This is a genomic window from Pseudoalteromonas sp. SG44-17, assembly GCF_014164235.1.
Classification (GTDB): domain Bacteria; phylum Pseudomonadota; class Gammaproteobacteria; order Enterobacterales; family Alteromonadaceae; genus Pseudoalteromonas; species Pseudoalteromonas rhizosphaerae.
In genome coordinates, this window is record NZ_JACJEV010000015.1 from 65,326 (window position 1) to 92,056 (window position 26,731).

The following is a 26,731-nucleotide window of genomic DNA, read 5'->3' on the forward strand; positions in this document are numbered from 1 at the left end:
TAAATAGCAGGAGAAGATAATGTTAGATAATAAAGAGTACCTTGCAAAAAGACAGTTAAAACGAGGCTCCGCGGGATGGATTTTATTGGCGGGATTAGGAGTGTCGTATGTTATTTCTGGGGATTTTGCTGGTTGGAATTTTGGTATTGCAGAAGCTGGTTGGGGAGGCTTTGCTGTCGCCACAGTATTAATGGCGGTGATGTATTTAACTTTGGTTTTGTCATTAGCAGAAATGTCGGCGGCCATTCCGGCATCGGGTGGTGGCTATAGTTTTGCGCGTCAGGCAATGGGCCCTGCTGGTGGTTATTTGACCGGCTTGGCAGTGTTAATCGAGTATGCATTAGCACCCGCTGCGATTGTTATTTTTATTGGCTCGGCGGTCGAAGCGCTACTGGGTTTTAATGGTCCATGGGTGTATGCGCTGTTCTATATTGTGTTTATCAGTATTCATTTAGCGGGAGTGGGTGAAGCGTTAAAAGTGATGATGGTGATAAGTGGCTTAGCGGTTTTTGCCATTATAGCCACTGCGATCGCATTATTTACACATTTTGATGTATCGCGATTGTTTGATATTGCCATCACCGATGCTGCAGGAGCCTCCGAGTTTTTGCCCTTTGGTTGGTATGGCGTGTGGGCTGCATTGCCGTTTGCAATGTGGTTATTTTTAGCCGTTGAAGGCGTACCATTAGCGGCAGAAGAAGCCAAAGATCCAGCTAAAGACGTGCCAAAAGGAATTATAGGTGCAATGTTGTTTTTATTGTTTACTGCTCTGTTAGTCGTAGTATTGATCCCTGGTGCCGGTGGTGCCAGCGCAATGAGCGCTAGTGCCGTGCCGTTAGTTGATGCGCTAAACGTAACAGGGAATGCAAGCTTAGCAACAATCGTTAATATATTAGGTTTAGCGGGTTTAGTGGCATCGTTTTTCTCGATTATCTATGGGTATAGTCGGTTAGTGTTTGCGCTCTCTAGAGCGGGCTACTTTCCGAAAAGTTTGTCGGTTACAACTTCACGAAAAGTGCCGGCACGTGCCTTAATTGTGCCGGGTATTTTTGGCTTCGTAGCATCATTAAGTGGTGAAGGTGATTTAATGCTGGCGATGGCCGTGGTAGGCGCTACGGTTTCGTATGCATTGATGGCATTGAGCCATATTTTACTGCGTATTAAACAGCCTGAACTCGCACGACCTTATAAAACGCCAGGTGGCATGATAACCTCAGCAATTGCGCTGGTCTTATCTTTGGTGGCTTTAACTGGGGTATACGCGTTTGATCCTCGTGCATTCTTGTTTACTGTGGTGCTATTTGTGATCGGAGCGATTTATTACTTTGCATACAGTAGTAAGCACTTAGTCGCACACAGTGCCGATGAAGAGTTTGCTATGTTGGCTGAAGCTGAAGCCGCTTTAAGTGCAAAATAGCGATAGTTTAATGTTATTAATAGGCCGTTTGCACGGCCTATTAATAATGCAATTAACCAAGGCGAGTCACGTTTATTTTTATACGCCCTGCATTAGCGCCATAAAAACGCACCAAATCATTTGCAAAAGGCGTAAATTCTCCTGAGTGAGTCATTTTAAATTCCCCCCCATCGGCAATCTCAAAAGCATCATTATCGCTGTGGGCAATAGCACCAATTAAGGCAAACCAGTTTGCATGTGGTAAACGACGAAATGGTTCGAGCAATGCCATGGGGATCTCTTTTACACCCAACTGTAGGTTATCTCGGTGCCAACCTTGTGGCCCACATTTTACGCCATCGTCATACCAAAATTGTTCTGGGTAAGGGCTAAAGCGATAAGTAGCTCCTTGTTCAAGCATTAGTCCTGTTGCATTGTATTGCTCTGCGGCATAAACCAACACATCTTGGCTTTGGCCAATTTGTAACACTGACATGTTTTGATTTTTTAAAGCTATATGGGCAGACAAACCGTTAAAACTAAGCGTAGTTTGATCTGCATACAGCAGTTGATAACTAAGGTTTTTTAAAGACTCGGGACGATAACTGGTTAATTGATTGATACGTGTAGCAACACTGTGGTGGATAATGGGTAACAGCTTACTTTGTTCGTCATCAACCAGCACGGTACATTCACGATCAATCAGTTTAAATAAAGGATTAAACCAAAAATAATTCTGTTGATGGCTTAACGCGAGAGGATCTGGGGTGATGGTCATATCATCTTGGGCGATAAAACTGTTTTGATCAGCAGGAAATAACGATGAATAATCGATTGCTTGACTAGTTAAAAAGTATAAAGCCACAGGCAGTTCAAGTAACCACTCCATTGCAAAGCGTAAGCAAATATCCGCCAGCCCATCTCGATAATAGCCACCACCGATATCGGAATGCGCGCCTGCAAACCATATTTCATGTACATTGTTTTGATGATTTATAAGGGTAGGTTCAAAAGCTCGACGCTTTTCATCCAGTGCCACACAATGCAGAGCCTGATTTATGTTGGTCGCTAAAGTATGGTTTTCAAAAATAACATGCTCAGCGCCTCGGGTGGCCTTGGTGACTTTGGATAAACCAATGGATGCCACAGTATCAAATACGCATAAATAAACGTTATTATCTATGAGCGGCTCTAAGCACTTTGCAAAACGTCGTGCTAACGCAGCGCCGCGACTAAAGCCAGTGAGTAACAGTATATCGCCAGTTTTGTAGTAGCGCTTAAAATCATTTATAGCATGATTTAAAATACTGGCAACATCGTCATCGCGTGGTGCGAAAGATTGATTGAGGAATCGCTTTAAACGACTTCCTTGAGTTCCAATACCTTGGTAATAGAAGCTAAGTTGATTAGTAAAAGGAGTAACGGGTTCGTTATTTAACTGGCCACCCATTAATAAATGAAGTTTGAGAATATTCGAAATGCTTGCATCTTCCTTAAAATGCGCAGAGCTGAACTGCTCAGCATCACGTGGCTCACTACCTGTGCCATCAAAGTTGAAAATCAGCGTTTTCGCGGTCATAGCATCATTCCTTTATGTGGTTTTTTATAACTTACAGGTAAATTATTTAAATTTGAAGACAATCCACTCAAATATGCAATAAGGATTTTTGTTATTTATTTTAGGTAATACTTTTTTATAGATTGAAAATAATATAGTCAAATGTAGTCTAAGCTTAAACAGTTGAAGCTCTGGTTTAGTAACAAAGTTCAAGTTGCCATTAAGCCTTAGGTTAAATAGTTAAGTTACGCAGATTTGCCTAGAGCAAATGTATTATTGTGTATCTTTAGGTAGGCATGATAAAAGGTATCGTGTTGCTATGACTAAATTTTTTATTATTTTGCTGTTATGCATACAAAGTACTGCTGCGCTTTCTAATTCAATAACACAGCCTTTAGTAGGATCTCATAATGAATGGCCTCCCTACATATTTGCTGATGGAACGGGTATGACTACTGAGCTTGTACGTGCTGCATTTTTTAGCCAGAATATTGCATTCGATATTAAAATAGCGCCATTTAGTCGTGCAATGCGAATGTTAGAAAATAATGAAATAGATTTGATCCCTGCATTATGGTGGACAGAAAATCGTGCTAAAACAATTTTATTTAGCCAGCCCTACTTTACTAATGAACTTAGCATAATTAGTAATACTAAGTCGCAGCTTGATTATCAAGGCCCTCACAGCCTAGAAAGCTTAACAATCAGTACAATTAGAGGTTACGGATATCATGAGTATTTACAGTCTATTGATAGGCTTACAATCGTTCCTTTACTTAATGTCCATAGTTGTCTTGAGCATGTAAAAAAGCATCGCGCTGATATTGCTCTGGTTGATAAATACGCAGCATGGTTCGAAATGAAAAAAAATGGTTACTCAACAGAGCTAACAATTTGGCAACCAGCTTTAATTAAGCACCCTCTTCATATTGGAATCAGTAAAGAGCATCCCGATGCTGAATATATAATAACCTCCTTCAACAAAGGGCTAGAGCAAATAAAGCGCTCAGGTGAATATGATGAAATATTAGCCCGTTACGAACATCTAGCCTCAGCACAGCCAGAGTAACTAATAAAAAAAATAAAGACACCCACTTAAATAAATAAAGACACCCACCTAATAAATGGCGATTGTAGTAATTCAAACTTAAATGACACCCATAATAATGACTATATTTGCAGTATTACCATGAGGAACTAGTATTTTATAAGGAACGTGATATCTGAGATATTTATGGCTACTGCAAGAAATCGACAAATCAGTTTAACGGACACTCGTTACTACCATTGTATATCACGATGTGTAAGACGTGCCTATTTATGTGGTGTGGATGAATATACGGGGCAATGTTATGAACACCGCAGAAAATGGGTTGAAGATAAGCTAATGAGTTTGGCATCTCTCTTTTTTATAGATGTGTGCGCTTATGCAGTAATGAGTAATCATACTCATATTGTAGTGTACGTAGATAGTAAAAAGGCGGAAAGAGTAAATGATAGAGCAGTTGCAATTCGCTGGCATAAAGCCTTTAAAGGTTCTGAATTAACACGACGTTTTGCTAAAGGTGAAAAGCTAGCGTCTTTTGAGATGAAAATAGTTACAGATAATATTGCGCAATATCGTTCAAGGTTAATGGATATTAGCTGGTTCATGCGCTCTTTAAATGAATATATAGCGCGAAAAGCAAATAAAGAAGATGACTGTAAAGGGCGATTTTGGGAGGGACGGTTCAAATCCCAAGCCTTACTTGATGAAGCCGCATTATTAGCATGTATGGCGTATGTTGATTTAAACCCAGTTCGTGCAGGTATTGCTGACAAACCAGAAAATTCAGATTTTACGAGTGTCAAAAAGCGTATTATTTCGATCGCAGCAGGTAAACAGCCCAAATCATTACAACGTTTTTCAGGAATGGCAACACAGCATATGGTGAAAGGTTTACCTTTTGAGCTAACTTCCTACCTTTCTCTTGTTGATGCGACTGGGCGCTGTATTCGTCCTGATAAAATAGGTTATATAGCCGCCGATCTAACCCCTTTGCTTGAAAGGTTGCAAATAACCCCCGAAAACTGGTTGAAAGTTACCAGCAAATTTACCACCGTTTTTCACGGTGCTGTTGGAAGACCTGAGTCGTTAAATATGTTTTGTGAACATCAACACTTTAAGCGACGAACGAATCTAACGAATTGCGAAAAATTACTAGCGTGATAACGTAGCCAATAATACATAACTTGTTAATTCAGGTTTTTTTGACGCCTAAAAATGCAAACGCCTGATATTTATCTGCCATTTGTATAAAAGTCCTTTTTGAAAATAACTACGGTTTTTAATTGTTTCGTTTATTGCCTTAACCTGGATGTTTGTAATTTCATTTTTATTTAGAATGGGTGTCATTGCAATTTTTAGCATTGCAATTTTTTGATGGGTGTCTTTTTTATTTACCTTCAATCCATTGTTTTAAAATGTAAGTTTGCATTTTTTTTAGATATATATGGATGGGTGTCAATTTTAATTTCATTGTTTTTAGATATATATAGATGGGTGTCATTATAATTTCTAGATGGGTGTCATTTTTTATTTTATTTCTAGGTGTGTAAGTGAAGCGGCGGCTCCACTTACTCTTGTTAGTTGCTTAATGTAATTTCATCTTTGGTCTAACGACCCGGAGCACTTTTTCGCTGATCCATAATGCAAAGGTTTTGGCGCTGCCGTGGATAGCGCGTTGGTGCATGCGATAGAGCGAAATATACATAAAGCGGGCTATCTTGCCTTCAATAAAAAAGCTATTACTAGTGAGGTTGCCCATTAAGCTCCCCACGGTACTGTAGCGTGACAAATTGACGAGCGAACCATGATCGCTGTATTCAAAGCCAGTTAACGGCTGTTGGCGCAGTGTCGCAATTAGGTTTTTTTCAACACATTGTGCCATTTGATGGGCTGATTGCGCACGAGGCGGTACTAATTTGCCATCTTTTTGTGTAAACGCGCAACAGTCACCTAATACAAAAATGGTGTCATCGCTATTACTTTGCAAATAGTCGTTCACCATGATTTGGTTATTACGAGTTAGTTCAAAAATCCCGAGATCTTTTATAAAATCGGGGGCTTTTACACCCGCTGCCCATACCATAATGTCGGCATCGATTTGTTCATCATCTTTAGTGATGAATCCTTGATTTGTTGCCTGCTTTACTTGGGTGTTTTCTCTAACGTTAACACCAAGCTTTAGTAGCTCTCTTTTCGCTGAGTTTGCTATACGCTCTGGTAGGGCGGGTAAAATACGCGGGCCTGCTTCGATTAAGTGAATGTGTAAGCGCTTTGCCGACATATTTGTCAAACCATAAAGTTTTAATAAGTCAGAAACATGATACAGCTCAGCTGAGAGTTCAACGCCTGTTGCGCCACCGCCAACAATGGCAATATTTAATGCATGCTGTGGGTTGTCGTCTTGATGTAGCCGAGTAAAGTTATCGAGTAGCGCGTGCTGAAAGCGTTCCGCTTGTTGGTTTGAATCAAGATAAAAACAATGTTCTTTAATACCGGGTGTATTGAAGTCGTTACTGACGCTGCCGATGGCAATCACCAAGTAGTCATAATGAACGGTGCGTTGTGGTAAAATTTGATGGCCAAGTTCGTCATTAAAGGCACTGAGTGTGATGGTTTTATTAGCGTTATCAAGGTTGCAAAAAGTGCCAAGTTGAAAGTTATAATGATGTTTTGCTGCGTGTGCTGAGTAAACTACCCCATCTAAATCGGCATCTATAGAACCCGTTGCTACTTCGTGCAGTAAAGGTTTCCAAATATGGGTGCGATTTTTATCAATTAATAGAATGTCGGCGTGTTTTTTCTTCCCTAGTTTATGCCCTAATTGCGTTGCGAGCTCAAGGCCGCCGGCACCGCCACCGATGATCACGATTTTAGGATGTGTGGTTATCATTTCATTGCCCTCAAAAGAATTATACCTAAATGCTCTTATGATGATGAAACGTATAGAACACTTAGGTATTGAGCTGAACAAAAATGTTCAAAATACCTTTTCAAGCAACGTATTTATAATGCGCCTTTTCCCACGATTTGTCAGTAAAATTTAATAGGAACAAATAGATAAGCCAAGAAAATAGAGCAAAAAAAAGTTACCATGGCAAACATTGCATTTTCAAACTATGATTTCCTTTATTAGGGAATATGAATAAAGGGAAATATTATGAGCGGATCGATACTTTCTTCACTTGAGCAACACTTTGGGTTTAGTCAATTTCGTCAAGGTCAGCAGCAAACCATAGAGCAACTGCTAAATAACCAATCATCATTGGCAATTTTCCCCACTGGATCTGGTAAGTCATTGTGTTATCAGTTAACTGCATTGCATTTACCTAATCTAACGCTGGTTGTTTCGCCATTACTTGCGCTGATGAAAGACCAAATTGGTTTTTTAAATAACAAGGGAATTTATGCCGCAAGCCTTGATTCAAGCCAAACTACAGAGCAAAGTCACACAGTAATGAGCGATGTGCGTGCCGGTAAAGTGAAAATCTTAATGGTGTCGGTAGAACGTTTTAAAAACGAGCGATTTCGTGAATTTATTAATCAAGTGGCTATTTCAATGCTGGTGGTTGACGAAGCTCACTGTATTTCCGAATGGGGCCATAATTTTAGGCCTGATTATTTAAAACTGCCGCGCTATCGTGATGAGCTCAATATTCCCTTGGTATTATTATTAACGGCCACCGCCACTAAAAAAGTAAAGCGTGATATGAGTGAACGTTTTGCAATTACCCCAGAATGCATTGTACAAACTGGGTTTTATCGGGCTAATTTAGACTTATCGATACTCAGCGTGAAAAGCGCTGATAAAGCAAGTACATTGGCTAATATTGTGCGCGAGCAAACGGGCCCAGGGATTGTTTATGTGACCTTACAACATAGTGCAGAGCAAGTCGCAGAAGCGCTTAGCCGTAAAGGCTTACACGCTGTGGCTTATCATGCTGGGCTTGAAGATACTCTGCGTTATGGTATCCAAGATGATTTTATGGCGGGTAAAATTAATGTAGTAGTGGCCACGATTGCTTTTGGTATGGGGGTTGATAAATCAGATATCCGTTTTGTTATTCATTATGATTTACCAAAGTCGATTGAAAACTACAGCCAAGAAATTGGTCGTGCAGGGAGAGACGGACAACCATCGCAGTGTTTTACATTGGCCAATTTAGATGGCTTAAACACGGTTGAAAACTTTGTTTATGGCGATACCCCAGAGCTTAGCGGTATTGAGCATGTGATCAACGATATTCGCCAACACCAAAGCGATCACTCAAAAGAAAGTCAGCAATGGGAAATGCAAGAATACAGCCTTTCAAGTGATAGTAATATTCGCCAATTAGCGCTTAAAACCTTGTTAGTACAATTGGAAATGCAAGGTGCAATAACACCACTTTATGCTTATTACGCCGACTTTAAATATAAGTTTTTGGTTGATAAAGCCGCTTTACTTGGTCACTTTGATGCTGATAGACAAGCATTTTTACAGTTAATATTTAGCCATACCCAATTTAAAAAAATCTGGGGCACACTAAATTTTGACACGCTTACCCAAGCCGCTCAGGTGGATCGCAAACGCGTTGTTGCAGCGCTTGATTATTTAGCAGAGAAGAATTTAATAGCACTTGAAACAAAGCGAATCACCCAAGTCTATCAAGTACATAATGAGGTAATCAATAACCCTGAGCTGGCTAAGCAATTACACAGCTATTTTGTTGATAAAGAGCAAGCTGAAATTAAGCGTATTGCGGCACTTATTCGCTTTTTCGAGCTTAAAACATGTTTGAGCTATAACCTTGCTCGTTATTTTGACGACCATCAAGCGCCACAGCAATGCGGCCATTGCTCAGTATGTAGAGGCCAAGCTGTAACACTTGAATATTCACTCGCTCATAGCTTTGCTAACGATGCTGTAATTTATCAAAAGGTTGATGAGTTACTTAGTCACCTCGCCAGTAAAGGTATACATAATATAGGTATTGAAACCCAATGCCGCTTTTTAGCGGGAATGAGCGTACCGTTATTTGCGCGTAACAAAGTGCGTCAACTCAGTGGTTTTGGTTTGTGTGAGCAGCAGCGTTACAGTGAAATAAAAACGAAATTACTGGCGCGTTAAATTCACTCAGGTATGCTAGGGGCTTATTCTTAAAAGTAAGCCTTTATGCCCCAGATTGTTCACCCCGATGAAACCGTCATTGCAGTAAAAAATATTACATCAGCCCCTGAGCCTGTTACTTGTGCTAATTGCCAAGCATGTTGTTGTCAGTTAGAAGTGCGTATAGTGACCGACACTGGCGTGCCGTTTCATTATATTGAATATGATAAATGGGGCAGCGAAGTGATGAAACGCGCCGATGATGGTTGGTGCCAAGCACTCGACCGCAATACCTTAATGTGTTCAATCTACGAAAACCGCCCGTTAGTATGCCGCGAATTTGAAATGGCATCGGACGAGTGCATCACCGAGCGTGACCTTGCAGGGATCTGATGGTTGCTTTAGCAGTAGATTACTAAGTGATTGAATCATAATCGCTATTCGGCTATGGTTGGTAACTCAACAATAGCATTAAACAATCATGCATAAATTAATCACTATTGTGTCAGTTACTTTTCTTAGCTTTATTATATGGGTCATATACCAAGCTAATACGGGGCAACATAGTATTTTCTTTGAGCTTGTTAGAAGTATCCCTTATGGCGATAAAGTAGGGCACTTTTGTTTATTTGGTTTGCTTACTCTAGGTGCTAATTTTGCGTTTAAGCTAAAATCATATTCAGTATTGTCATGCAATTTGTATATTGGTTCGAGCGTCGTGTTTCTATTCGTTTTATTGGAAGAGCTAAGCCAATACTTCATACCTAGTAGAACCTTAGACATCGCTGATCTACTTGCTGATGCTTTAGGTATCCTCACTTTTAGTTTGATAACCAAGCTGATAAATAAAGGTTCGCGATGACGAGTTTTGTTAGCTTACATTAGTTGATTACTGCAAATGAACAGCTTTTTCTCCTGCATAGCAAGCGCTGGTTTGAAGGTTTTTTTGTCGTTAGTTTATTAATGTATCGATAGTTAAATTTTATTCAATTCAATTCAGAACCATTAACCAACCTCATATTCGTTATGCAAGCTCTTAAACCATCATGGTTAATTTTTGGCTGTATTCCATAAATTAATAATGGGTGTCTTTGTTATTTTCCAATCAATTTTTAGTTTACACATTACGAAATTAAGATGGGTGTCTGTGTTATTATCTTTATGCAAGCTCTTAAACCATTATGGTTAATTTTTGGCTGTATTCCATAAATTAACAATGGGTGTCTGCGTTATTATCTGTGTTTTTAACCTATGAAAATCGTCTGTTAGTATGTGGCGAATTTTAAATGGCATCAAGCTAGTACGTCACTGAGCGAGTATTAGCTGGGATTTAGTTTGAGATTCTCCCAGCTCTGCTATTTAGCCAATCGATAATTGTGCGCTTGGATATCTTAGTTTCCTACTGCGAGGACTCGCTAAAAAGTAGGCAATGGTTAAGGGGCCAATCCTTCCCATAAACATTAAAAACATAATGATAAATTCGCCCAGCGGAGAAAGAGAAGCAGTTAAACCCCGCGACAATCCTACAGTGCCAAGTGCGGACACAGCCTCAAAGGCGACATCTAAAAAAGGCGCATCTTCAACAATCAGTAACGTAAAAATAGCCAGCCATGTTATACCCGCTGAAACAAGGGTTAAAGCCAGTGCTTTATAAACAGATTCTTTGTCGATTTCTCGGCGTAACACAGTAACGCCTTTATCGCGGCGTAAGTAGCTGTAAGTTGCTAAAATCAACACCACAAAAGTTACTACTTTTATACCACTTGCGGTACTGAGTGAGCCGCCACCAATAAACATTAACATCATTGTTAATGCGGTACTGGCATTTCTCAGCTCTTCTATAGCAATGGTATTAAATCCAGCCGTACGCGGTGTTACGGCTTGAAACCAAGCAGCTAGCCATTTACCGACTTCTGACAAGGGTTGCAGTGTTTTTGGATTGTCATATTCAATAACGTAAATCAGCACCAGCGCTACAATATTGATGATAACCGTGCTGATCAGCATTAACTTACTATAGGTGCTAAGGGCTGCCCAACGTTTTGATTTATACACATCCATAAGTACCGTAAAACCTAGGCCACCGATAATAAACAAACCAGTAATGGTAAGATTGATCACAGGATCGTCAACATACTGCATCAGGCTGTTGGGGCTAAGCGCAAATCCCGCATTATTAAATGCACTAATGGTATAAAACAACGCATGAAAAAAGCTGGTTTGTAAGCCCAGCTCAGGGAGCCAGTAAAGCGTTAAAATAACAACACCGAGTGACTCAACAATGATGGCAAAAAGCAACACTGATTTTGCCGTACTCAAAAGTGTTGATGTATCTGTTTGATTAAAAGCGGCTTTAGTCACTGTTTTTTGAATAAAGCCAACTTTGTTACCCAGTGCCAGCAAGGTTACCACTGCAAATGTCATCAAACCCAAGCCACCAAGTTGAATTAATAGCGCGATCACCCCTTGGCCAAAAGGGGTAAATGTGGAGCCTGTGTCTACCACAACTAATCCGGTGACGGTTACCGCCGATGTTGCAGTAAAGGCACTTTGTATCCACGAAATAGGTTCATTGGTGGAAAAAGGCAGCTTTAATGCTAAAGCCCCTAGTGCGATTAATATCAAAAAGCTGCAGCACAAAATAAGCGGCGGTGCAGCATTGATTTTTTTATTGCCGCTAGGGCTGCGTTCGATAGCAGTTTTTAGTGGATGCCATAAAACCATGGTTATAACAGCCTTGGCGCAAGATAGTTTAATTGCACACGGTTACCAGATAACAGCAGCGTGTCGTATTCGAGCAATTCAAAGTCATCCGTTAATTTTACAAATGTTTGTTTGCCTCGTTTAACCAGTAGCGGGTCAATTGACGCTTTGATTTCTTTTAGTAAATGGCCTAATTGTGTTTGATGTAAATGCGCTTTGATACTCACTTCTACCACGTATAAACCATTACCTAAGGAAATATAATCATTCACTATTGGGTAGTTTAGCGCTTGTGCAACGCGCACTCCCATTTCTTCTTCTGGGTGAATAATACGCGAGACACCCAACTTTGATATAATCGTATGATGCGCTTTGGTGCTGGCTTTAACCCATATTTGTTTAACCGCTAAATTTTTTAGTGCTAAGGTACATAATATGCTGGACTGCATATCTTCACCAATTGCGACTAAGACCGCTTCACTATTTGCTAAATCGAGCTCCTTTAACGCCGCTTCATCCGTTGAATCGCATACCACTGTCTCTGATAAGTGCTCAACATACTTTTCGGCGAGTTTTGGGTTGCTATCAACGCCAGTCACTGTGTGCCCTAAATGGATCAACTCAAGACTTGCTGCAATGCCAAAGCGGCCTAAACCAATAACTGTAAAATGTGCCATATTATTCCTTCGTTATTTTTTCCAAAAGCTATGAGTAAAAAGTGCAAAAACAGTAAAATATTCTAACCGACCCACGATCATAGCGACCGAGAGTATCCAAATACCGGTGTCTGAAACGGGTTGAAAGTTAGCGCCAACTTCACCAAATCCAGGGCCAAGTACATTGACGCATGCAGCTACTGCAGTAAATGCGCTCCAAAAATCCAGACCCGTTGCCATAAGCAACATTGTAAATAGTAAGCTTGAACCAACAGCAAAGGTCATAAATGCCATAATTGCATGGCGTACATCTTCTTTAACGGGCGAGCCTTGATATTTAAGTGTAAATATCGCTCTTGGGTGAAGCAGCTGTTTAATATTGTTATTAATCATTTTGCCAACAATAATGTTACGAATTATTTTATTTCCGCCAGCCGTTGAACCTGCACAACCACCAAGATAGCCGGCAATAACCAGTAAAAACCCAGCATCAGCTGGCCAGTCAGTAAAGCCTGCTGCGCCATAACCGGTGCTGGTAATAAAAGAAATAATATGAAATGTAGAGAAACTAAATGCTTCAAGTACATTTGAGTAGCTGTCTTTAAGCAGTAGCATGGTGGTTAAAAGAACCGATAAAAGCACGACTATATAAATAAAATAACGCGTCTCTTCATCATGATAATAACTAGTAATGGCTCTTTTGTGCGCTACTTTGAAGTGCAAGGCAAAGTTAATCGCTCCTGCAAGCATAAATACATTAGCTATCCACAGCAGTAAGTGGCTGTGGTAATACCACATACTGGCATCATGGGTTGAAAAGCCCCCAGTTGAAACCGTGGTAAAGGCATGTGCGATCGCATCGTAAAAACTCATTCCGCCAGCATAATAGGCTAAAGTACAAAGTACGGTGATTGCTAAATAAACGCCCCATAAATAATGAGCGGTACTGGCAACGCGCGGAGTTAATTTTTCGTCTTTAATGGGGCCTGGTGTTTCTGCTTTTAATAATTTCATGCCACCAATATTCAACATAGGTAAAATAGCCACTACAAAAATTACAATGCCTAAACCGCCCATCCATTGTAAGAACTGTCGATACAATAAAAAGCTAGCAGGCATGTTATCGAGCCCGGATAACACGGTTGCACCAGTGGTAGTTAAGGCGCTGATTGACTCAAATACCGCGTCGCTAAAGTTAACGCCAGTGACGACTAGAATAGGAATGGCGCCTAACACACCGGCTATAATCCACGTTACTGTGGCGTAAATAAGTGCATCTCTAAATGTTGCGGCGGTTAGATCAGTTTTACGTAAATTGATAAGTAGCACTAAAGCGACAGAGATCATCGTTGCGCCAGGAATAAGAAACGCGCTAATAACTCGGTCTTTAAAAATAAATAATGAAAGCGCTGCAAAGACCAGTTGTACCACTCCCATCCAAATAATAGGAAAGGCGAGTAGTCTTAAGGTGATTTTCCAATTTATCATCAATACGCCTTATCAAATACCTATAGCAGGTAACACGCAATCACTAAAGTTGAGTTGAATATACGGGATCAAATAGTAAAGTCAGCGCTGCACTGCAAAGCTTTATAAAGATTTTATAAATGAGATAAAAAACTTTATAAAAACTTTATAGAGGCAATATTGAAAAGGCAGTAACCTATGTAGTTAATTGTCAGAGGAATCGTTAATGAATCAAGTGCAGGGCAAACCAAGCAAATATAAAGCATTTTTTTTGGCGGTGATAATGCCGATCATTGTGGTTATGGCGATTTATCCGTTACGAGATTGGTTTTCGACCACCGACATCGTGATGCTACAGCTGTTATGGGTCGCCTGGGTTGCAGTTCGCAGTAACCGACGCGTTGCAGCCATTACCACCTTGGTCAGTGTAGCGTGTACCGATTGGTTTTTTGTTACCCCGTATTTTACTTTTCATATTGAAAATATTGAGTATCTAGTTACTTTTATCGTGATGCTCATTGTGGGATTGATGATCAGCCAGTTAGCGGGCGAATTAAACACTAAGGTGCGAGATGTACAATTACACGCGAGTAATAGTCGAACACTGTACGAGCTGGCTAAAGGATTAAATAGTTTAGACACACTGGATGAGCAAAAGCAGTACTTTCAGCAGCTTATTAGCGAGCATTTGGCCATTACTTGCCAATTTCAACAAATGCGTCAGCAAGTGGCAGGTGAATTTATGCTATTAAGTGATAAAGAGCAAAGTATGGGGGGGTTTGCTTTTGCAACGTTACTGTCTGAAGGACAAAAGAGCTTCGTAAATACCGCAATTTCATTGTTGTATCAGGTACATGAGAAAACATTACTGAGGCAGCAGTCGGCGGCTATTTCGGTTCAAGCTGAACTCGAGCGTGCTAAAAATGCATTATTACGCAGTTTATCTCATGACTTGCGCACGCCACTGGCAACTATTATGGGCGCCTCAAGCATGTTGGCCGATGATGAGATCACACTCAGTGAAGCGATAATAAAAGAGCAGGCCGGTAATATTTATGAGCAAAGTAAAATTCTTAATCAGCATTTTGACAAGGTGATGGAGCTTAGCCGAGTAAATAAAATGGGCGAAAACCTGTGCTGGCAAACAATTAACTTGCAAGCTTTGCTAAGCGAAGCAAAAGCACGTAGGCAGCAGCAATTAGCGCATTTTGTGGTAACAACAAATATTGATGCCAATTCGAGCTGCCAAGGCGATGTGACACTGTTAGAAATAGCACTGGCAAATATGCTCGAAAATGCATGGCGTTATGGTGATGGTGAGGTGGTTGTTGAATTTACCCAAAGCCGTTACGAGTCAGCGGTGAGTTATCAATTACTATTGAGCAATAAATTAATTAGCAAGCCACAAGCAAGTGCTGATGAAGGTGTAGGGCTTGGCAGTGTAATTTGTGATGTGGTTGCTAAGTTTCATCAAGGCACATTTTCACTGACGATAGATAACGATACAGAAATGGCCTTGGCAAAATTAATCTGGATAAAAAATAATGACTAAAATCTTAATACTTGAAGATTCTCCGCCGTTGCAAAGCTTTTTAAAAACCTTACTGCAAGCCAGTGGCTATGAGCTGAGTATTTGTGATAAAGGGCTGGATGGTTTTGCACTTTTAAGTGAGCAAAGTTATGACCTTGTATTATTAGATTTAGGGCTTTTGGATATGGATGGTCAAGACTGGCTAGTGGAGTTTAGGCAATGGAGCCAGTTACCGGTATTAGTACTCTCAGCCCGTGATGGTGAAGTGGAAAAAGTCACGGCGCTTGATAATGGGGCCAATGACTTCCTGACTAAACCTTTTAGCGCCAATGAACTATTAGCGCGTATTCGGGTGTTACTGCGTACTAATAATCAAGTCAGTTTTGCGTTGCAATGTGGCGACATTTGTATCGACCCAAATAAGCATATTGTACGTGTTGGTGACAATGAGGTTAAGCTGACTAAAAAGGAATATGCAATCTTACTGTTATTATTTCAAAATAAAGATAAGGTATTGACTCATAATGCAATATTAAGCCATATATGGGGAGAGCAATATATAAACCGCCCTGAATATGTGCGTGTGCATGTAGCGCAGCTAAGGCAAAAATTAGAGGCAAATCCCGCAAGCCCAAAGTATTTACTTACTGAGCCTGCGGTAGGATATAGATTAGTAGATTAAAGTATTAAAGCGCTCTTTAGTTCACTTTGAAATAGCTAATGTACTGCTTCAGTGTTTTTGATAACTCAGCCAATGCGACTGCTTCTTGTGCATTGTTTTTTAAGGATAAACTGGTTTCCTTGGACATGTTAGCGATTTCCTCTACACCAGAACTAATTTCTGACACTGTGGCAACTTGCACTGATGTTGAGTCGACAATTTCAAGTACTTTTTCCAAGGAATCATTGGCTTGTTGTTGTATCTCTTGCAGTAGTTGATTGGCTTCATCCATCAATAATAAACCACTTTCTACTTGTGGTACTGTGGTTTCCATCGCAGTGACAGATGCTTGGGTATTATCTTGGATCTGTAAAATCATTTTCTCAATATCACCGGTCGCATCACCTGTACGTTGGGCGAGTTGCCTAACTTCATCAGCTACAACGGCAAAACCACGTCCAGATTCGCCTGCACGAGCGGCTTCAATAGCTGCATTTAGCGCTAGCAAGTTAGTTTGATCTGAAATACTACGTATCACACTTAATATATCACCAATGTTTTTAACATGATTTTGTAGTATGTTTACTTGTTTGACTGTTGCTTTCACTGTGGTTGATATGCCGCCAATTTCGGTTGCTACTTTTTGCACCGATTGACTACCTTGTTGTGATAATTGTGCGGTAATTTTTGAATTATCTTCAGTTTGTTTTACTGCGCTGGCAACTGAGTGAATGCTATGGCTCATATTGGCTAAATTGGTGACGGCAGAGTTAGTTAGCGTAACTTGATTATCTGCAGCATAAAGTGCTTGTTGTGAGCCTGAGGCGACACTTGCTGAATGAGATGAAAGCTCTTGTGAAGAATCAATAATGCTATTGACGATAGCTTTCAATTCTTTTTGCATTACTTGAACTGATGCCATCATACTATTAGGGCAGCAGGAATTTATTTCAGTGGTTAAATCACCTTTAGCGATACGTGCAATTACTTCTGCCGCTTCTTGTGGTTCACCGCCTACTGCATTTTTAATTTTTGAACTAATAATATAGGCAATTACGGCGCCAATAATAACAGCCAGTGCAGTTAATGAAATCATCCATAGCTCAAATGAGCTGGTTATCTCACGTGTTTTATCCGTTAAATTATGATTTGTTTGCTCTTGCAGATTGATGAATTGATTAATGCTGTCCAACCATTCTACAAATGAGGGACGCGCATCGGTTAATAATAGCATAGTTGCGTGCTTTATATTATTAGCACGTTTAGCGGCGATAATATTTTCCACTAAGGGGAGGGTATGCTCTTCTATTTTATCAATTTTTTTCATTAGGGAGCGCTCGTGATCAGTCATTTGATCAACCAAGCTCGCCATTTTTTCATGCGATATTTGGTAATTGTTATTGAGCTCATTTATTAAGCTAATCGTATCGCTTAAATCACTAGCATTTGTTAATATCACCACATCCCGTATTGCTATTGCCCTATCATGTACTGCGCCCCTAAAATCAATAGCATAACGCTGCTTAACAGAATTTATATCGTTAATTTCAGTTATATTATTGTCAATTTGATTTACTTGAGATGTGCCAATAATGGTTAATGTGAGCATCATTAATAAGATCACTCCAAAACCAGTGGCGAGGCGCATATTTATGGTCATATGTTTTCCAGTATTATTTGGTGCGATTTTATATTGGCTGATTATAACTCAACGTAATTCGTTAAGTGGAATGACTTATAAAACGAATTTACTTTTTTAATAATCAGTTATGTATAAATAATGTTAATGCTTAGCAATTAATGTGCAGTAGTCAAATTAATGAGCAACTGCACTTTTTGAATTATAATGCTTTAAAAAATCTATCTCGATAGACCGAATCGGAATGGGTGCATCGCTTGGCTGTAAAACCACCTTAAACAGCCAAAACAAAACTAATTTAGTCGTACTTTGCTTCTAACTCATTAGCGGAATGAAATTTCTCGTGAGTTTGTAATTGCTCATCGTATTTAACGAGATTTTTAAAATGTGCTAGTTGGCCTGCATTTTTAACAATTTCAACAATAAATGACATCATAAAATCAGCACCGGTTAGAGAGTCACCTACTAAGTAACGCTTCCCTTCTAAGCGGTCATTAAAGTAACTAATAACTTTTGCGGTTTCTGCATCGGCATAGCCTTCTAAAAATTGCGTTTTAGCGCCATCTTTTTGCACAAACATTTTTAATAATAGCGGTAAAATTGCTGAGCTTTCAGCGAAGTGCAGCCATTGCTGGTAGTCAATATAGTCTTTACTGTCACTGCTTGGCGCAAACTTACCGTTACCGTATTTACTGATCAAATAGTCTGTGATCGCACCTGATTCAGCAATTATTTGGCCATTGTCCTCAATCACTGGTGATTTGCCCAGTGGATGAATCGCTTTAAGCTCATCAGGAGCTAAAAAGGTTTCACGGTTGCGTTGATAAGCCACAATTTCGTAGTCAACGTCTAGCTCTTCGAGTAACCAAATAATACGTTTAGAGCGTGATTTATTTAAATGATGTAACTTGATCATAGTGTTCCTTGTAAGCGCAGTAATAACTGCGCTTGAAAAATAAAGTTTATAGTGGCTGGTTAACTTGTATTACAGTTTTGCCAAAGTTTTTGCCATCCAGCATATCGTTAAAAGCAGACACTGTATTATCAAGCCCGGTTATTAAATGTTCACGGTATTGAATTTTCCCTTCGCTGAGCCATTTTTGCATATCTGTGGCGAACTCATCATAACGATGACCATAATCATCAAAAATAATAAAGCCTTGCATACGAATGCGCTTAGAGAGAATTTGCCCCATCAGAGCCCCCATGCGATCGGGTCCTTGTGGTAACTCAGTCGCATTATATTGCGACACTAAGCCACATAATGGTACGCGCGCAGCGGTATTTAATAATGGTAATACGGCGTCAAAGACTTTTCCGCCCACATTTTCATAATAAACATCAATCCCCGTATCACATGCCTCAGCTAACTGCTTGGCAAAGTCATCGCTATGGTGATCAATACAGGCATCAAAACCAAGCTTTTCGACTGCGTATTGGCATTTTTCACTGCCGCCTGCCACACCGACTACTTTACAACCTTTGAGTTTAGCAATTTGCCCAACAGTTGCACCTACTGGGCCTGTTGCAGCAGCTACGACCACTGTTTCACCTTCTTTCGGTGCGCCAATATCCAGCAGCCCCATATAAGCAGTAAAGCCAGGCATACCCATAATACCTAATGCATACGATGGATTACTTGGCTCTTTGCCTAATGGCATTAATCCTTCGCCATTTGAAATCGCATATTCCTGCCAGCCTGTATAGGCTAGTACCCAATCGCCTTTTGCAAACTTGTCGTTATTTGATTGCTCAATTTGACATACGGTTGCGCCAACCATGACATCGCCAATTTCTACCGGATCAGCATATGATTTCGCATCACTCATGCGGCCACGCATGTAAGGGTCAAGTGATAAATAAATGGTACGTAGTAATACTTCGCCTTGTTGTAATTCAGGCATTTGTACGCTTTTAATAGCAAAATTATCAAGTGTTGGCGCACCATGAGGACGAGATTTAAGCGTAAGCTGTTTATTGGTAATAGATTGCATAATTGTTTTCCGTATCCAGTTAAAAAGAGCTGCGTATAAGTACTGTAAATCTAAATGCTTAGTTGTCTGCAGCGAGTTAAATGCTTAACGTATGAACTTAGGGCTAAGGTGAGCAAATTCAATGCTGCGTATGGATTAGTTTATCGCTGTGCAGAGAATCATTTTTGCAGCAGTGCAATAGTGGTGATTTGCTCTGCCATTTAAGAACAAGTTATGTTAAAAATAACCTTTAGATAGATGTTGTTAGCGAGGGAATGAAATGAAAATACAACTGTTGGTTTTACTGCCACTGCTAGTCAGTGCTTTTGTTAGCGGTTTGGTAAAGGCAAATGATGAAGTATTGTCGGTCGATCAAGTTGCGTTACAGGGAATGCAGTTTAGTTTTGAAAATGATGCGAAAATTACTCCAAAAAAAAGTGATTTTACAGTGGTTAATTCCGTTTTTATGAGTAGTGAGCAAGGCCGACGAGTCGCAGTGGTGACAATTCGTAATGACGCGTCAGGTTCACGCATTTTACAAGCGGAACATATTATGGCGTTATTTGCTGATGGGCGGCGAGTTGCCCCGATTTCCTTGGCTGAAAACATTAAACTAGAGGATGGCGAGCAACGCTCATTAACGCTGTCGTTTGGCGAAGACAATTTCCCTATTTTGAGCATCTTCACCAGTAATAATTTAAATTAGGAATAATAATAAAATGAAAGCGATGATCTGTGGATTGAGCTGTGCAGCACTTTTTAGTGCCACCAGTATTGCGCAGCACAGTAAGGAGTTTGTGCCTGATAATGTGTTTACTCAAGGCGTTGAAGGACCTGTTTTTTATAAGCAGCATTTATACGCAGTTAATTTTGCTGAGCAGGGCACCATTGGTAAGGTTGATAACAATGGTAAAGCCAGCTTATTTTTAAAGCTGCCAAATGACAGCGTTGGTAATGGTTTGCAATTTGATAGCCAAGGTAATCTCTATATTGCGGATTATGTAAATCATAATATTTTAAAAGTGCCTGCTAATAGTAAAAGCGTTGAGGTTTTTGCTCATAATAAAACCATGAATCAACCAAACGATATTGCGATTACCAAACGCGGTGTATTATTTGCCAGCGACCCTAATTGGGCTGATGCTACCGGCAAATTATGGCGTATAAATACAGATGGCAGTACTCAATTATTAGAAGATAATATGGGCACCACCAATGGTGTGGCGGTTAATAACAGCAATAGTAAACTCTACGTAAACGAAAGCGTGCAGCGGGTTATTTGGCAGTATGATCTTGATAGTGAGCTAAACATCAGCAATAAGCAGCCGCTGATCACATTTGACGACCATGGTATGGACGGCATGCGTGTTGATAACCAAGGTAACCTGTATGTTGCCCGTTATGGCGCAGGTGTTATTTTAAAAATTAGCCCCGCAGGTAAGATATTGCAAACCTATACTTTAACAGGGCAGCATCCAACCAATGTGGCATTTAATGACCAGCAAACCAAGCTGTTTGTAACTATGCAAAAACGCGGTGCGATTGAAGTGATAAATTTGGAGTAAAACTGCGGGCATTCAGTGGGAATTGACTTAGTTGTGATTGTTTAAAGACCCTAATTTGCACAAAGAGAAGTGAATGAGGGTAAATGAGACACCCAGAAATACGACGGGCAACGGATTAATCCTAGCACCTAGTTACTTTTTAGAACCTTTACCCATGTAGGTCGCTATTTATGGCGTCAACATTTCCTCATCAGCGCAGCGTCTCATGACTTATTTGTGAATAAGTTACTTAGAGTCCATCTGCAAGATGAGTAGCAAATGTTTTGATTCAACTAATCTAATATGAAAAGCGCACCGGGCAGGGTGCGCTTTAAGGGTTTAATCCTGTGCTGCTATAGGCAATAGGGGATTAACTAAAAACTCGGTGAGTAACGAACTGCAACCCCTAGTGTACGGCCAATAACGCTGTAATCACTCACAGTATTAAAGTGATTAGCGCCAATGTCAGGTGTTGGTGGTGCTTTGTCAAACAGGTTATCGATGCCAAAGTTAACCGCGATAGTCTCGGTTGCTTGCCACGATGCAGCAAAGTCCATGTAGTCTTGTGCTGAAATTGTTTCTGTTCTATCTACAGCGTAGTCTACTTCACCGATTCTGCGCCAGCCTAATTGGAAGTTCATGGTATCTAGCTGCCAATCAAAGGTGGCGCGGTGTTTATAATCGGCTTGTAAGATACTCGCAAAATCGCCTGAACAAGCACTACCATAAGTACCTTTACAATCAACTTCTGCTACGGTGCTATTATTTTGGCGAGTTTGTTTTGTTACAAAGTTACCTTGGTATGAGAGCCTAAAGCGACCGCCTAAATCCATTGGTGCATCAAATACATAGTTGGCTGCTAAATCGATACCAGCTTGTTCAATCGCTGCAAGGTTAAAGTCATTTACGATCGCGGTGCTAATAAAGCCTGTGTTTGGATCGCGTAATACTGCGCCACACAATGGGTTATTAGGATTTGGATCGTCAATATAACAGCTCTGTAATGCTGCACCTGGCTGGATTTGGCTTACTGCATCAGTTACGCGAATGCTGTAATAATCTATAGATACATCGAAGCCATCGATATAACTGGGTGTGTAAACCACGCCTAAAGTATCTGATTCAGCTTGTTCTGGTTTTATATCTGGGTTACCACCGTAAGTATAAGCGGCAGAGCTGCTATCAAATTCAGTACCAACTGCAGGTGCGCCAAATGCGGCACATTGTGCTGCGTCACCCGTACCTAGCAAACATGGATCACCATTAAAACGACCTGCTAAACGTGGCACGAATTGGTCGCTATCTTGATCAAACAATGCCAGTGAAAGAGAGGTGATTGGGCTGGCAAATTCACCTAAGTTAGGTGCTCTAAATGCCGTAAGTTTATTCGCACGGATACGGATATCATCGTTAATTGCCCAGTTTATGCCCAGTTTATAGGTGTCTTCTGCTTCAGTGTTTGAGTAATCAGAAATACGATACGCGCCCTCAAAACTAAGCTCTTTTGCAAATGGCATATCAACTAAGATCGGCACTAATAGTTCTGCATAGAACTCACTACTGTCAAAACTGGCATCCATATCAAAGGCGCTAACAGCGGCAAAACTAGTGCCATTTCTAAATGCATCTCCCGGTGTTTGCTTGCCCGTTTCTTTGCGGTATTCATAACCAATTGCAAAATCGACATAACCGGCAGGTAGTTCAAATATGGCACTTGAATCACCTGATAAGGTGGCAGCAAACACGCTCTGCGTTCGCTCGCGAGTGGTATAAAGTAGTGGGTCGCTAAATTCGCCTAGATCTAAATTAGGATCAAAAATATCCATGGTATTGGCTATACTGGCAAAGCGACTATTGCCACTTTTATCGGTTTTGTAAGCATTTTTATAGATCGTTGCTACTTCATCGGTTTGACCATACTGACCATAAATATCGTAACGTAAATAATCGTTAATATCGCCTTTTAAACCCAGTTGAAATTGCAATGAATCTCGCACGGCTTCAGTATGCTGTACGCCAAGGCCTAAATTACGTTCAACATTGACTAGCGCATTACCATCAGCATCAAAGGTGAGTTGTTGGCGAAGTTCATCAGGAATGTATTGGTTATCTTGTGTGAGAGTTACTTGCTCATTAACAAAAATAGGTGTTTGGCCGCTGGCTCCGGCGCCATTAACGGTTACTTTAGAATACATCGCACGGCCATAAATGATTGCGCTGTCGCTGGCATCCACATCAAATAATAAACCAGCAGAAAATCTGTCCATAGGCTGAGTTAAATAGCGGTCGCCGGTAAAGTCATTGGTTTGACGATCGCTCACGACTTGGCCTGCATCATTAATCGCTAAACTATTACCACTGGCAACATCGGTGTATAACCCGCCGCTATTAATCATAGTCGCGCCATTCTCTAAGGCATAATCACGTTCACCAGCAAGTAACTCTTTACGTTCAGAATAACCAAGGTAGCCAGTAATATGGCCACTACCATCAGCTATATCGCCACCAAAAATGGCTTCAAAATTAAGTTTTTCATTGCCACCATCAGCTGTTTCATAACTACTTGAAAACTCAGCGCCGGTAAAGTCATCATCAAGCACAAAGTTAACCACGCCAGCTACTGCATCGGCGCCATAAACAGCAGCTGCACCGCCTGTTAAAACATCAACACGTTTGATCAAACCGGCAGGAATTGTATTGACATCAACTGAGTTACGAAAACTAAATGGCACAGCGCGCGTACCGTCAATTAATACCAAAGTTCGGTTTTGACCAAGGCCACGTAAATCAATAGTCGATGAGCCAAATGAGTCACCTACCGTTGCACCTGTACTATTAGCTCCCGCTGCAGCTTGTGGTAACTTTGCGGTAATATCTTCTACATTCACCGCGCGATCTAGGTGTATTTGTGCTTCGTCAACACTCACTACTGGGCTACTTGAAACTAATTCCGTTCGCTGAATTCGAGAGCCAGTAACAGTAATTACTTCAGGTTTTTTTTGCTGCACTTCTTGCTGTTCAGCGGCCAATAAAACAGGGCTAGTAGTAGCAATAATTGCCAGTGCAATTGGAGATAGCAGGTGGAGTGGGCGCATTGAGTTAGGTTTGCAGTGTTTCATGGTCAGTTCCCGTGGTTATGTATTTTTTGCTATTATGAATTTTATCGTTGTCGGTACACTCAGTGTGTTGGTAAGTTTTAAAGCATTTTTAACTTGTTTGCAATAATTATTCTTTCAATATTTAAAGTTAAGGTATAAAGTATTCTTGAGTTTGAAATGCATATACATTAATTAGTATTTTGATTTTTAAGGGTAAAAAGAATGCATCAGCATATATTACAACTGTATAACAGCGCTAAAAAACAACACAGATTAATAATTGGTCTGATGAGTGGAACGTCATTAGATGGGTTAGATGTTGCATTGTGCAAAGTCTCAGGTCATGGCATGAACACCCAAATTGATGTGTTAGCCTTTGACACTGTTGATTATGATGATGACTATAAACAAAAAATAAAAACAGTATTTGCCAAACGCGAATGTGATTTGGAGTTAGTTACTTTACTTCATCCTTGGGTGGGGCAATTACATGGCAAAATGGTATTGCAGTGTTTAGCTAAATGGGAAGTTGCTGCAGCTGATATTGATGTGATTGCAAGTCACGGGCAAACTATTTATCACTGCCCTAAAAGTCAGCATAACCAGAGCGATTTTAATCATGGTACTTTGCAAATAGGTGATAGCGACCATTTAGCGGTTACGACTGGTATTACCACGATTGGCGATTTTAGACAAAAGCACATTGCAGCGGGCGGAGAAGGCGCACCACTTGCAGTATATGGCGACTATTTATTTTTTAGCAGCTTAACTGAAAATCGTATATTACTGAATATGGGCGGCATTGCTAACCTGACTTTTTTACCACAATCTGCTGATGCGAGCGCTGTATTTAGCTCTGATATTGGACCAGGTAATACAATCATGGACGCTTATATACAACGTTATTTTGCGCCGCTTCATTATGACAAAGATAGTTTAATTGCCAACCGAGGCCAGATAAATCAGCCGCTGTTGGATGAGTTATGCCAAGATGAATTTTTTAATTTGGACTTTCCTAAGACGACAGGCCCTGAAGTTTTCAATTTGGCTTATTTACACCAAGCACAAACGACAACCAACACCCTAGAGCTAAGCCACGAAGATGTAATGGCAACACTAAATCGATTTTCGGCGATGATGATTGCACAGGCTATTAATCAATGCAGTGAAAAATTAGCCGATGTTACAGTTTATGCCAGTGGTGGGGGAATACATAATCCACTGTTGATGAAGCATATTTTATCTTTGTGTCCACAGTTACATGAGATTAAAAATACCCATGCTCTAGGTATCGACCCAGATGCGAAAGAAGCAGTTTTGTTTGCGATTTTAGCGAACGAATGTTTAGCAGGTGGCCAGCAACGTTTTGGTAATCAAGCGCAGGGCATACCCACCATTACTATGGGTAAAGTCAGCTTTGCGGATTAAAATAATGATAAAAATGAACTACTAAAACTTGTCATATATTGGCGCAGTGAATGACTTTTAGAAACTAGGGCCGGCTCGTATTGTGGTATATAACCTGCGCCATATTCCTTGATTGCGACATCAAATTCAGCACTGTCTTTGAGGGTGGCATGTAAACCATGCAACATTAATTGCAGCACATATTCGTCACTTTCATCACTGAGAGTTATTTTTTCAAGTGTCAGCGTTACCGTACCGGCTTCTATATCGCTCAGACGCAGTGTGTATTGCATAAAGTAACGTGCATCACGCGCTGCTATATGTGTTGCACTTAACGAAATAGTGTCGCCTTCATGCGCATCTTCTGGTAATACACAAAGCAGTCTAATTTCATGCTCTGCGTTTGCATTTAGATGCAGCGTATCGTACTCCATAGTATGTGCCATGGCAGCTGATAGCGGATCTTCAAAAGATTGCAGTGCAAAGTTCAAGCGCACTAAAGGAGTGGTCATTGAGGTCTGTCGTCTTTTCTAGGTTAATTAAATCGAATGGAAATTATCCTATAGTTTAATTGCAGATTTATGACTAATTGAACGTATTTTCATCATTTTCAACTTAGCCGTGCTAAAACAATGTACTTTCTCATTTCGTTTCAAATTGTTTCCCCATTCATAAGGGATAGAGAGTCATATGTGCTTAGATGGGAGGATGTTAAGTTTTTGGCTTGGTATTTTACTCTTAACTAATTTTTTGGCGGCTCAACTTGCTATCAAACATTTACTGATCAAATAGTCTTGCTACTGTGGCGAAATCTTAGGTGTGATTAAAAATAATATATTGTGATTCTACATGTTCAGTGTTATCGATATTTATCATAATTTAAGCAAGGTTTTGGGTCTCATAAATAGGATAAAACAATGGATAGTGACTGTGATTTGCAAGCCTAGGGTTAAATCAAATGACT

At 40.3% G+C, this 26,731-nt stretch carries 21 protein-coding genes; 11 read left to right on the forward strand and 10 right to left on the reverse strand.

The features are described from left to right. The first annotated feature begins 19 nt into the window (after positions 1 to 19). Positions 20 to 1,417, forward strand: a complete 1,398-nt coding sequence (gene eat / locus H5182_RS12205; RefSeq protein WP_220497091.1) for an ethanolamine permease — start codon at positions 20 to 22, stop codon at positions 1,415 to 1,417. Between the two features lie 52 nt (positions 1,418 to 1,469). On the opposite strand, the gene H5182_RS12210 is transcribed toward eat, so the two are convergent. Continuing rightward, positions 1,470 to 2,975: a DUF2235 domain-containing protein gene (locus H5182_RS12210; protein WP_182760101.1), complete on the reverse strand. Its 1,506-nt coding sequence runs from the start codon at positions 2,973 to 2,975 to the stop codon at positions 1,470 to 1,472. A 298-nt stretch (positions 2,976 to 3,273) separates the two neighbouring features. Between H5182_RS12210 and H5182_RS12215 the strand changes: the two genes are divergently transcribed. Both H5182_RS12215 and H5182_RS12220 read left to right on the forward strand, forming a co-directional pair. Continuing rightward, on the forward strand, positions 3,274 to 4,023 hold the full coding sequence (locus H5182_RS12215) for an ABC transporter substrate-binding protein (RefSeq protein WP_182760102.1): 750 nt from the start codon (positions 3,274 to 3,276) through the stop codon (positions 4,021 to 4,023). Positions 4,024 to 4,188: 165 nt separating this feature from the next. Continuing rightward, positions 4,189 to 5,163 carry a transposase gene (locus H5182_RS12220; RefSeq protein ID WP_182732391.1) on the forward strand — a complete coding sequence of 325 codons (975 nt, stop codon included), beginning with the start codon at positions 4,189 to 4,191 and terminating at the stop codon, positions 5,161 to 5,163. 424 nt (positions 5,164 to 5,587) lie between these two features. Here H5182_RS12220 and H5182_RS12225 read toward each other — a convergent pair whose 3' ends face one another. Continuing rightward, positions 5,588 to 6,892, reverse strand: coding sequence for an NAD(P)/FAD-dependent oxidoreductase (locus H5182_RS12225; RefSeq protein ID WP_145239791.1), 1,305 nt, complete (start codon positions 6,890 to 6,892; stop codon positions 5,588 to 5,590). A 267-nt stretch (positions 6,893 to 7,159) separates the two neighbouring features. Between H5182_RS12225 and H5182_RS12230 the strand changes: the two genes are divergently transcribed. The 3 genes from H5182_RS12230 to H5182_RS12240 all read left to right on the forward strand — a co-directional run bounded on the left by H5182_RS12230 (position 7,160) and on the right by H5182_RS12240 (position 9,950). Continuing rightward, positions 7,160 to 9,109, forward strand: coding sequence for an ATP-dependent DNA helicase RecQ (locus H5182_RS12230; protein ID WP_182732392.1), 1,950 nt, complete (start codon positions 7,160 to 7,162; stop codon positions 9,107 to 9,109). A gap of 45 nt (positions 9,110 to 9,154) precedes the next feature. After that, positions 9,155 to 9,481 (forward strand): YkgJ family cysteine cluster protein, encoded by a 327-nt coding sequence (locus tag H5182_RS12235; protein ID WP_089369063.1) that lies wholly within the window; start codon positions 9,155 to 9,157, stop codon positions 9,479 to 9,481. A gap of 88 nt (positions 9,482 to 9,569) precedes the next feature. Next, entirely contained in the window at positions 9,570 to 9,950 is a 381-nt protein-coding gene (locus H5182_RS12240; RefSeq protein ID WP_182732393.1) for a VanZ family protein, read from the forward strand. 497 nt (positions 9,951 to 10,447) lie between these two features. Here H5182_RS12240 and H5182_RS12245 read toward each other — a convergent pair whose 3' ends face one another. The 3 genes from H5182_RS12245 to H5182_RS12255 are packed head-to-tail and all read right to left on the reverse strand — an operon-like array spanning position 10,448 to position 13,935. Then, complete coding sequence (locus H5182_RS12245) at positions 10,448 to 11,812, reverse strand: TrkH family potassium uptake protein (RefSeq protein WP_182760103.1); 1,365 nt, start codon at positions 11,810 to 11,812, stop codon at positions 10,448 to 10,450. Between the two features lie 2 nt (positions 11,813 to 11,814). Next, positions 11,815 to 12,468, reverse strand: a complete 654-nt coding sequence (locus H5182_RS12250; RefSeq protein WP_145239779.1) for a TrkA family potassium uptake protein — start codon at positions 12,466 to 12,468, stop codon at positions 11,815 to 11,817. A gap of 12 nt (positions 12,469 to 12,480) precedes the next feature. Then, entirely contained in the window at positions 12,481 to 13,935 is a 1,455-nt protein-coding gene (locus tag H5182_RS12255; protein ID WP_182760104.1) for a TrkH family potassium uptake protein, read from the reverse strand. A gap of 205 nt (positions 13,936 to 14,140) precedes the next feature. On the opposite strand from H5182_RS12255, the gene H5182_RS12260 reads away from it, so the two are divergent. Continuing rightward, the gene (locus tag H5182_RS12260) at positions 14,141 to 15,466 is read left to right on the forward strand and encodes a DUF4118 domain-containing protein (protein ID WP_182735294.1); all 1,326 of its coding nucleotides are present in this window, start codon (positions 14,141 to 14,143) and stop codon (positions 15,464 to 15,466) included. Beyond that, entirely contained in the window at positions 15,459 to 16,127 is a 669-nt protein-coding gene (locus tag H5182_RS12265; protein WP_149981938.1) for a response regulator, read from the forward strand. Before H5182_RS12260 ends, H5182_RS12265 begins: the two co-directional genes overlap by 8 nt. A 16-nt stretch (positions 16,128 to 16,143) precedes the next feature. On the opposite strand, the gene H5182_RS12270 is transcribed toward H5182_RS12265, so the two are convergent. From H5182_RS12270 to H5182_RS12280, 3 genes are all read right to left on the reverse strand, one after another. Next, a complete protein-coding gene (locus tag H5182_RS12270; protein WP_145239767.1) occupies positions 16,144 to 17,766 on the reverse strand; it encodes a methyl-accepting chemotaxis protein in 1,623 nt (540 codons plus the stop codon). A gap of 277 nt (positions 17,767 to 18,043) precedes the next feature. After that, positions 18,044 to 18,661 (reverse strand): glutathione S-transferase family protein, encoded by a 618-nt coding sequence (locus H5182_RS12275; protein ID WP_145239764.1) that lies wholly within the window; start codon positions 18,659 to 18,661, stop codon positions 18,044 to 18,046. A 46-nt stretch (positions 18,662 to 18,707) separates the two neighbouring features. Next, positions 18,708 to 19,739: an NADP-dependent oxidoreductase gene (locus H5182_RS12280; RefSeq protein ID WP_182760105.1), complete on the reverse strand. Its 1,032-nt coding sequence runs from the start codon at positions 19,737 to 19,739 to the stop codon at positions 18,708 to 18,710. A gap of 259 nt (positions 19,740 to 19,998) precedes the next feature. Here H5182_RS12280 and H5182_RS12285 point away from each other — a divergent pair, with 259 nt between their 5' ends. Next, positions 19,999 to 20,424 (forward strand): hypothetical protein, encoded by a 426-nt coding sequence (locus H5182_RS12285; protein ID WP_145239758.1) that lies wholly within the window; start codon positions 19,999 to 20,001, stop codon positions 20,422 to 20,424. Between the two features lie 13 nt (positions 20,425 to 20,437). Beyond that, positions 20,438 to 21,283, forward strand: coding sequence for an SMP-30/gluconolactonase/LRE family protein (locus H5182_RS12290; protein WP_182735293.1), 846 nt, complete (start codon positions 20,438 to 20,440; stop codon positions 21,281 to 21,283). A gap of 353 nt (positions 21,284 to 21,636) precedes the next feature. Here H5182_RS12290 and H5182_RS12295 read toward each other — a convergent pair whose 3' ends face one another. Continuing rightward, positions 21,637 to 24,381, reverse strand: coding sequence for a TonB-dependent receptor domain-containing protein (locus H5182_RS12295; RefSeq protein WP_182757540.1), 2,745 nt, complete (start codon positions 24,379 to 24,381; stop codon positions 21,637 to 21,639). 201 nt (positions 24,382 to 24,582) lie between these two features. Here H5182_RS12295 and H5182_RS12300 point away from each other — a divergent pair, with 201 nt between their 5' ends. After that, complete coding sequence (locus tag H5182_RS12300) at positions 24,583 to 25,788, forward strand: anhydro-N-acetylmuramic acid kinase (protein WP_182735291.1); 1,206 nt, start codon at positions 24,583 to 24,585, stop codon at positions 25,786 to 25,788. Here the strand turns inward: H5182_RS12300 and H5182_RS12305 are convergent. After that, positions 25,785 to 26,279, reverse strand: coding sequence for a hypothetical protein (locus H5182_RS12305; protein ID WP_182757538.1), 495 nt, complete (start codon positions 26,277 to 26,279; stop codon positions 25,785 to 25,787). The genes H5182_RS12300 and H5182_RS12305 overlap by 4 nt on opposite strands. Between the last annotated feature and the right edge of the window lie 452 nt (positions 26,280 to 26,731).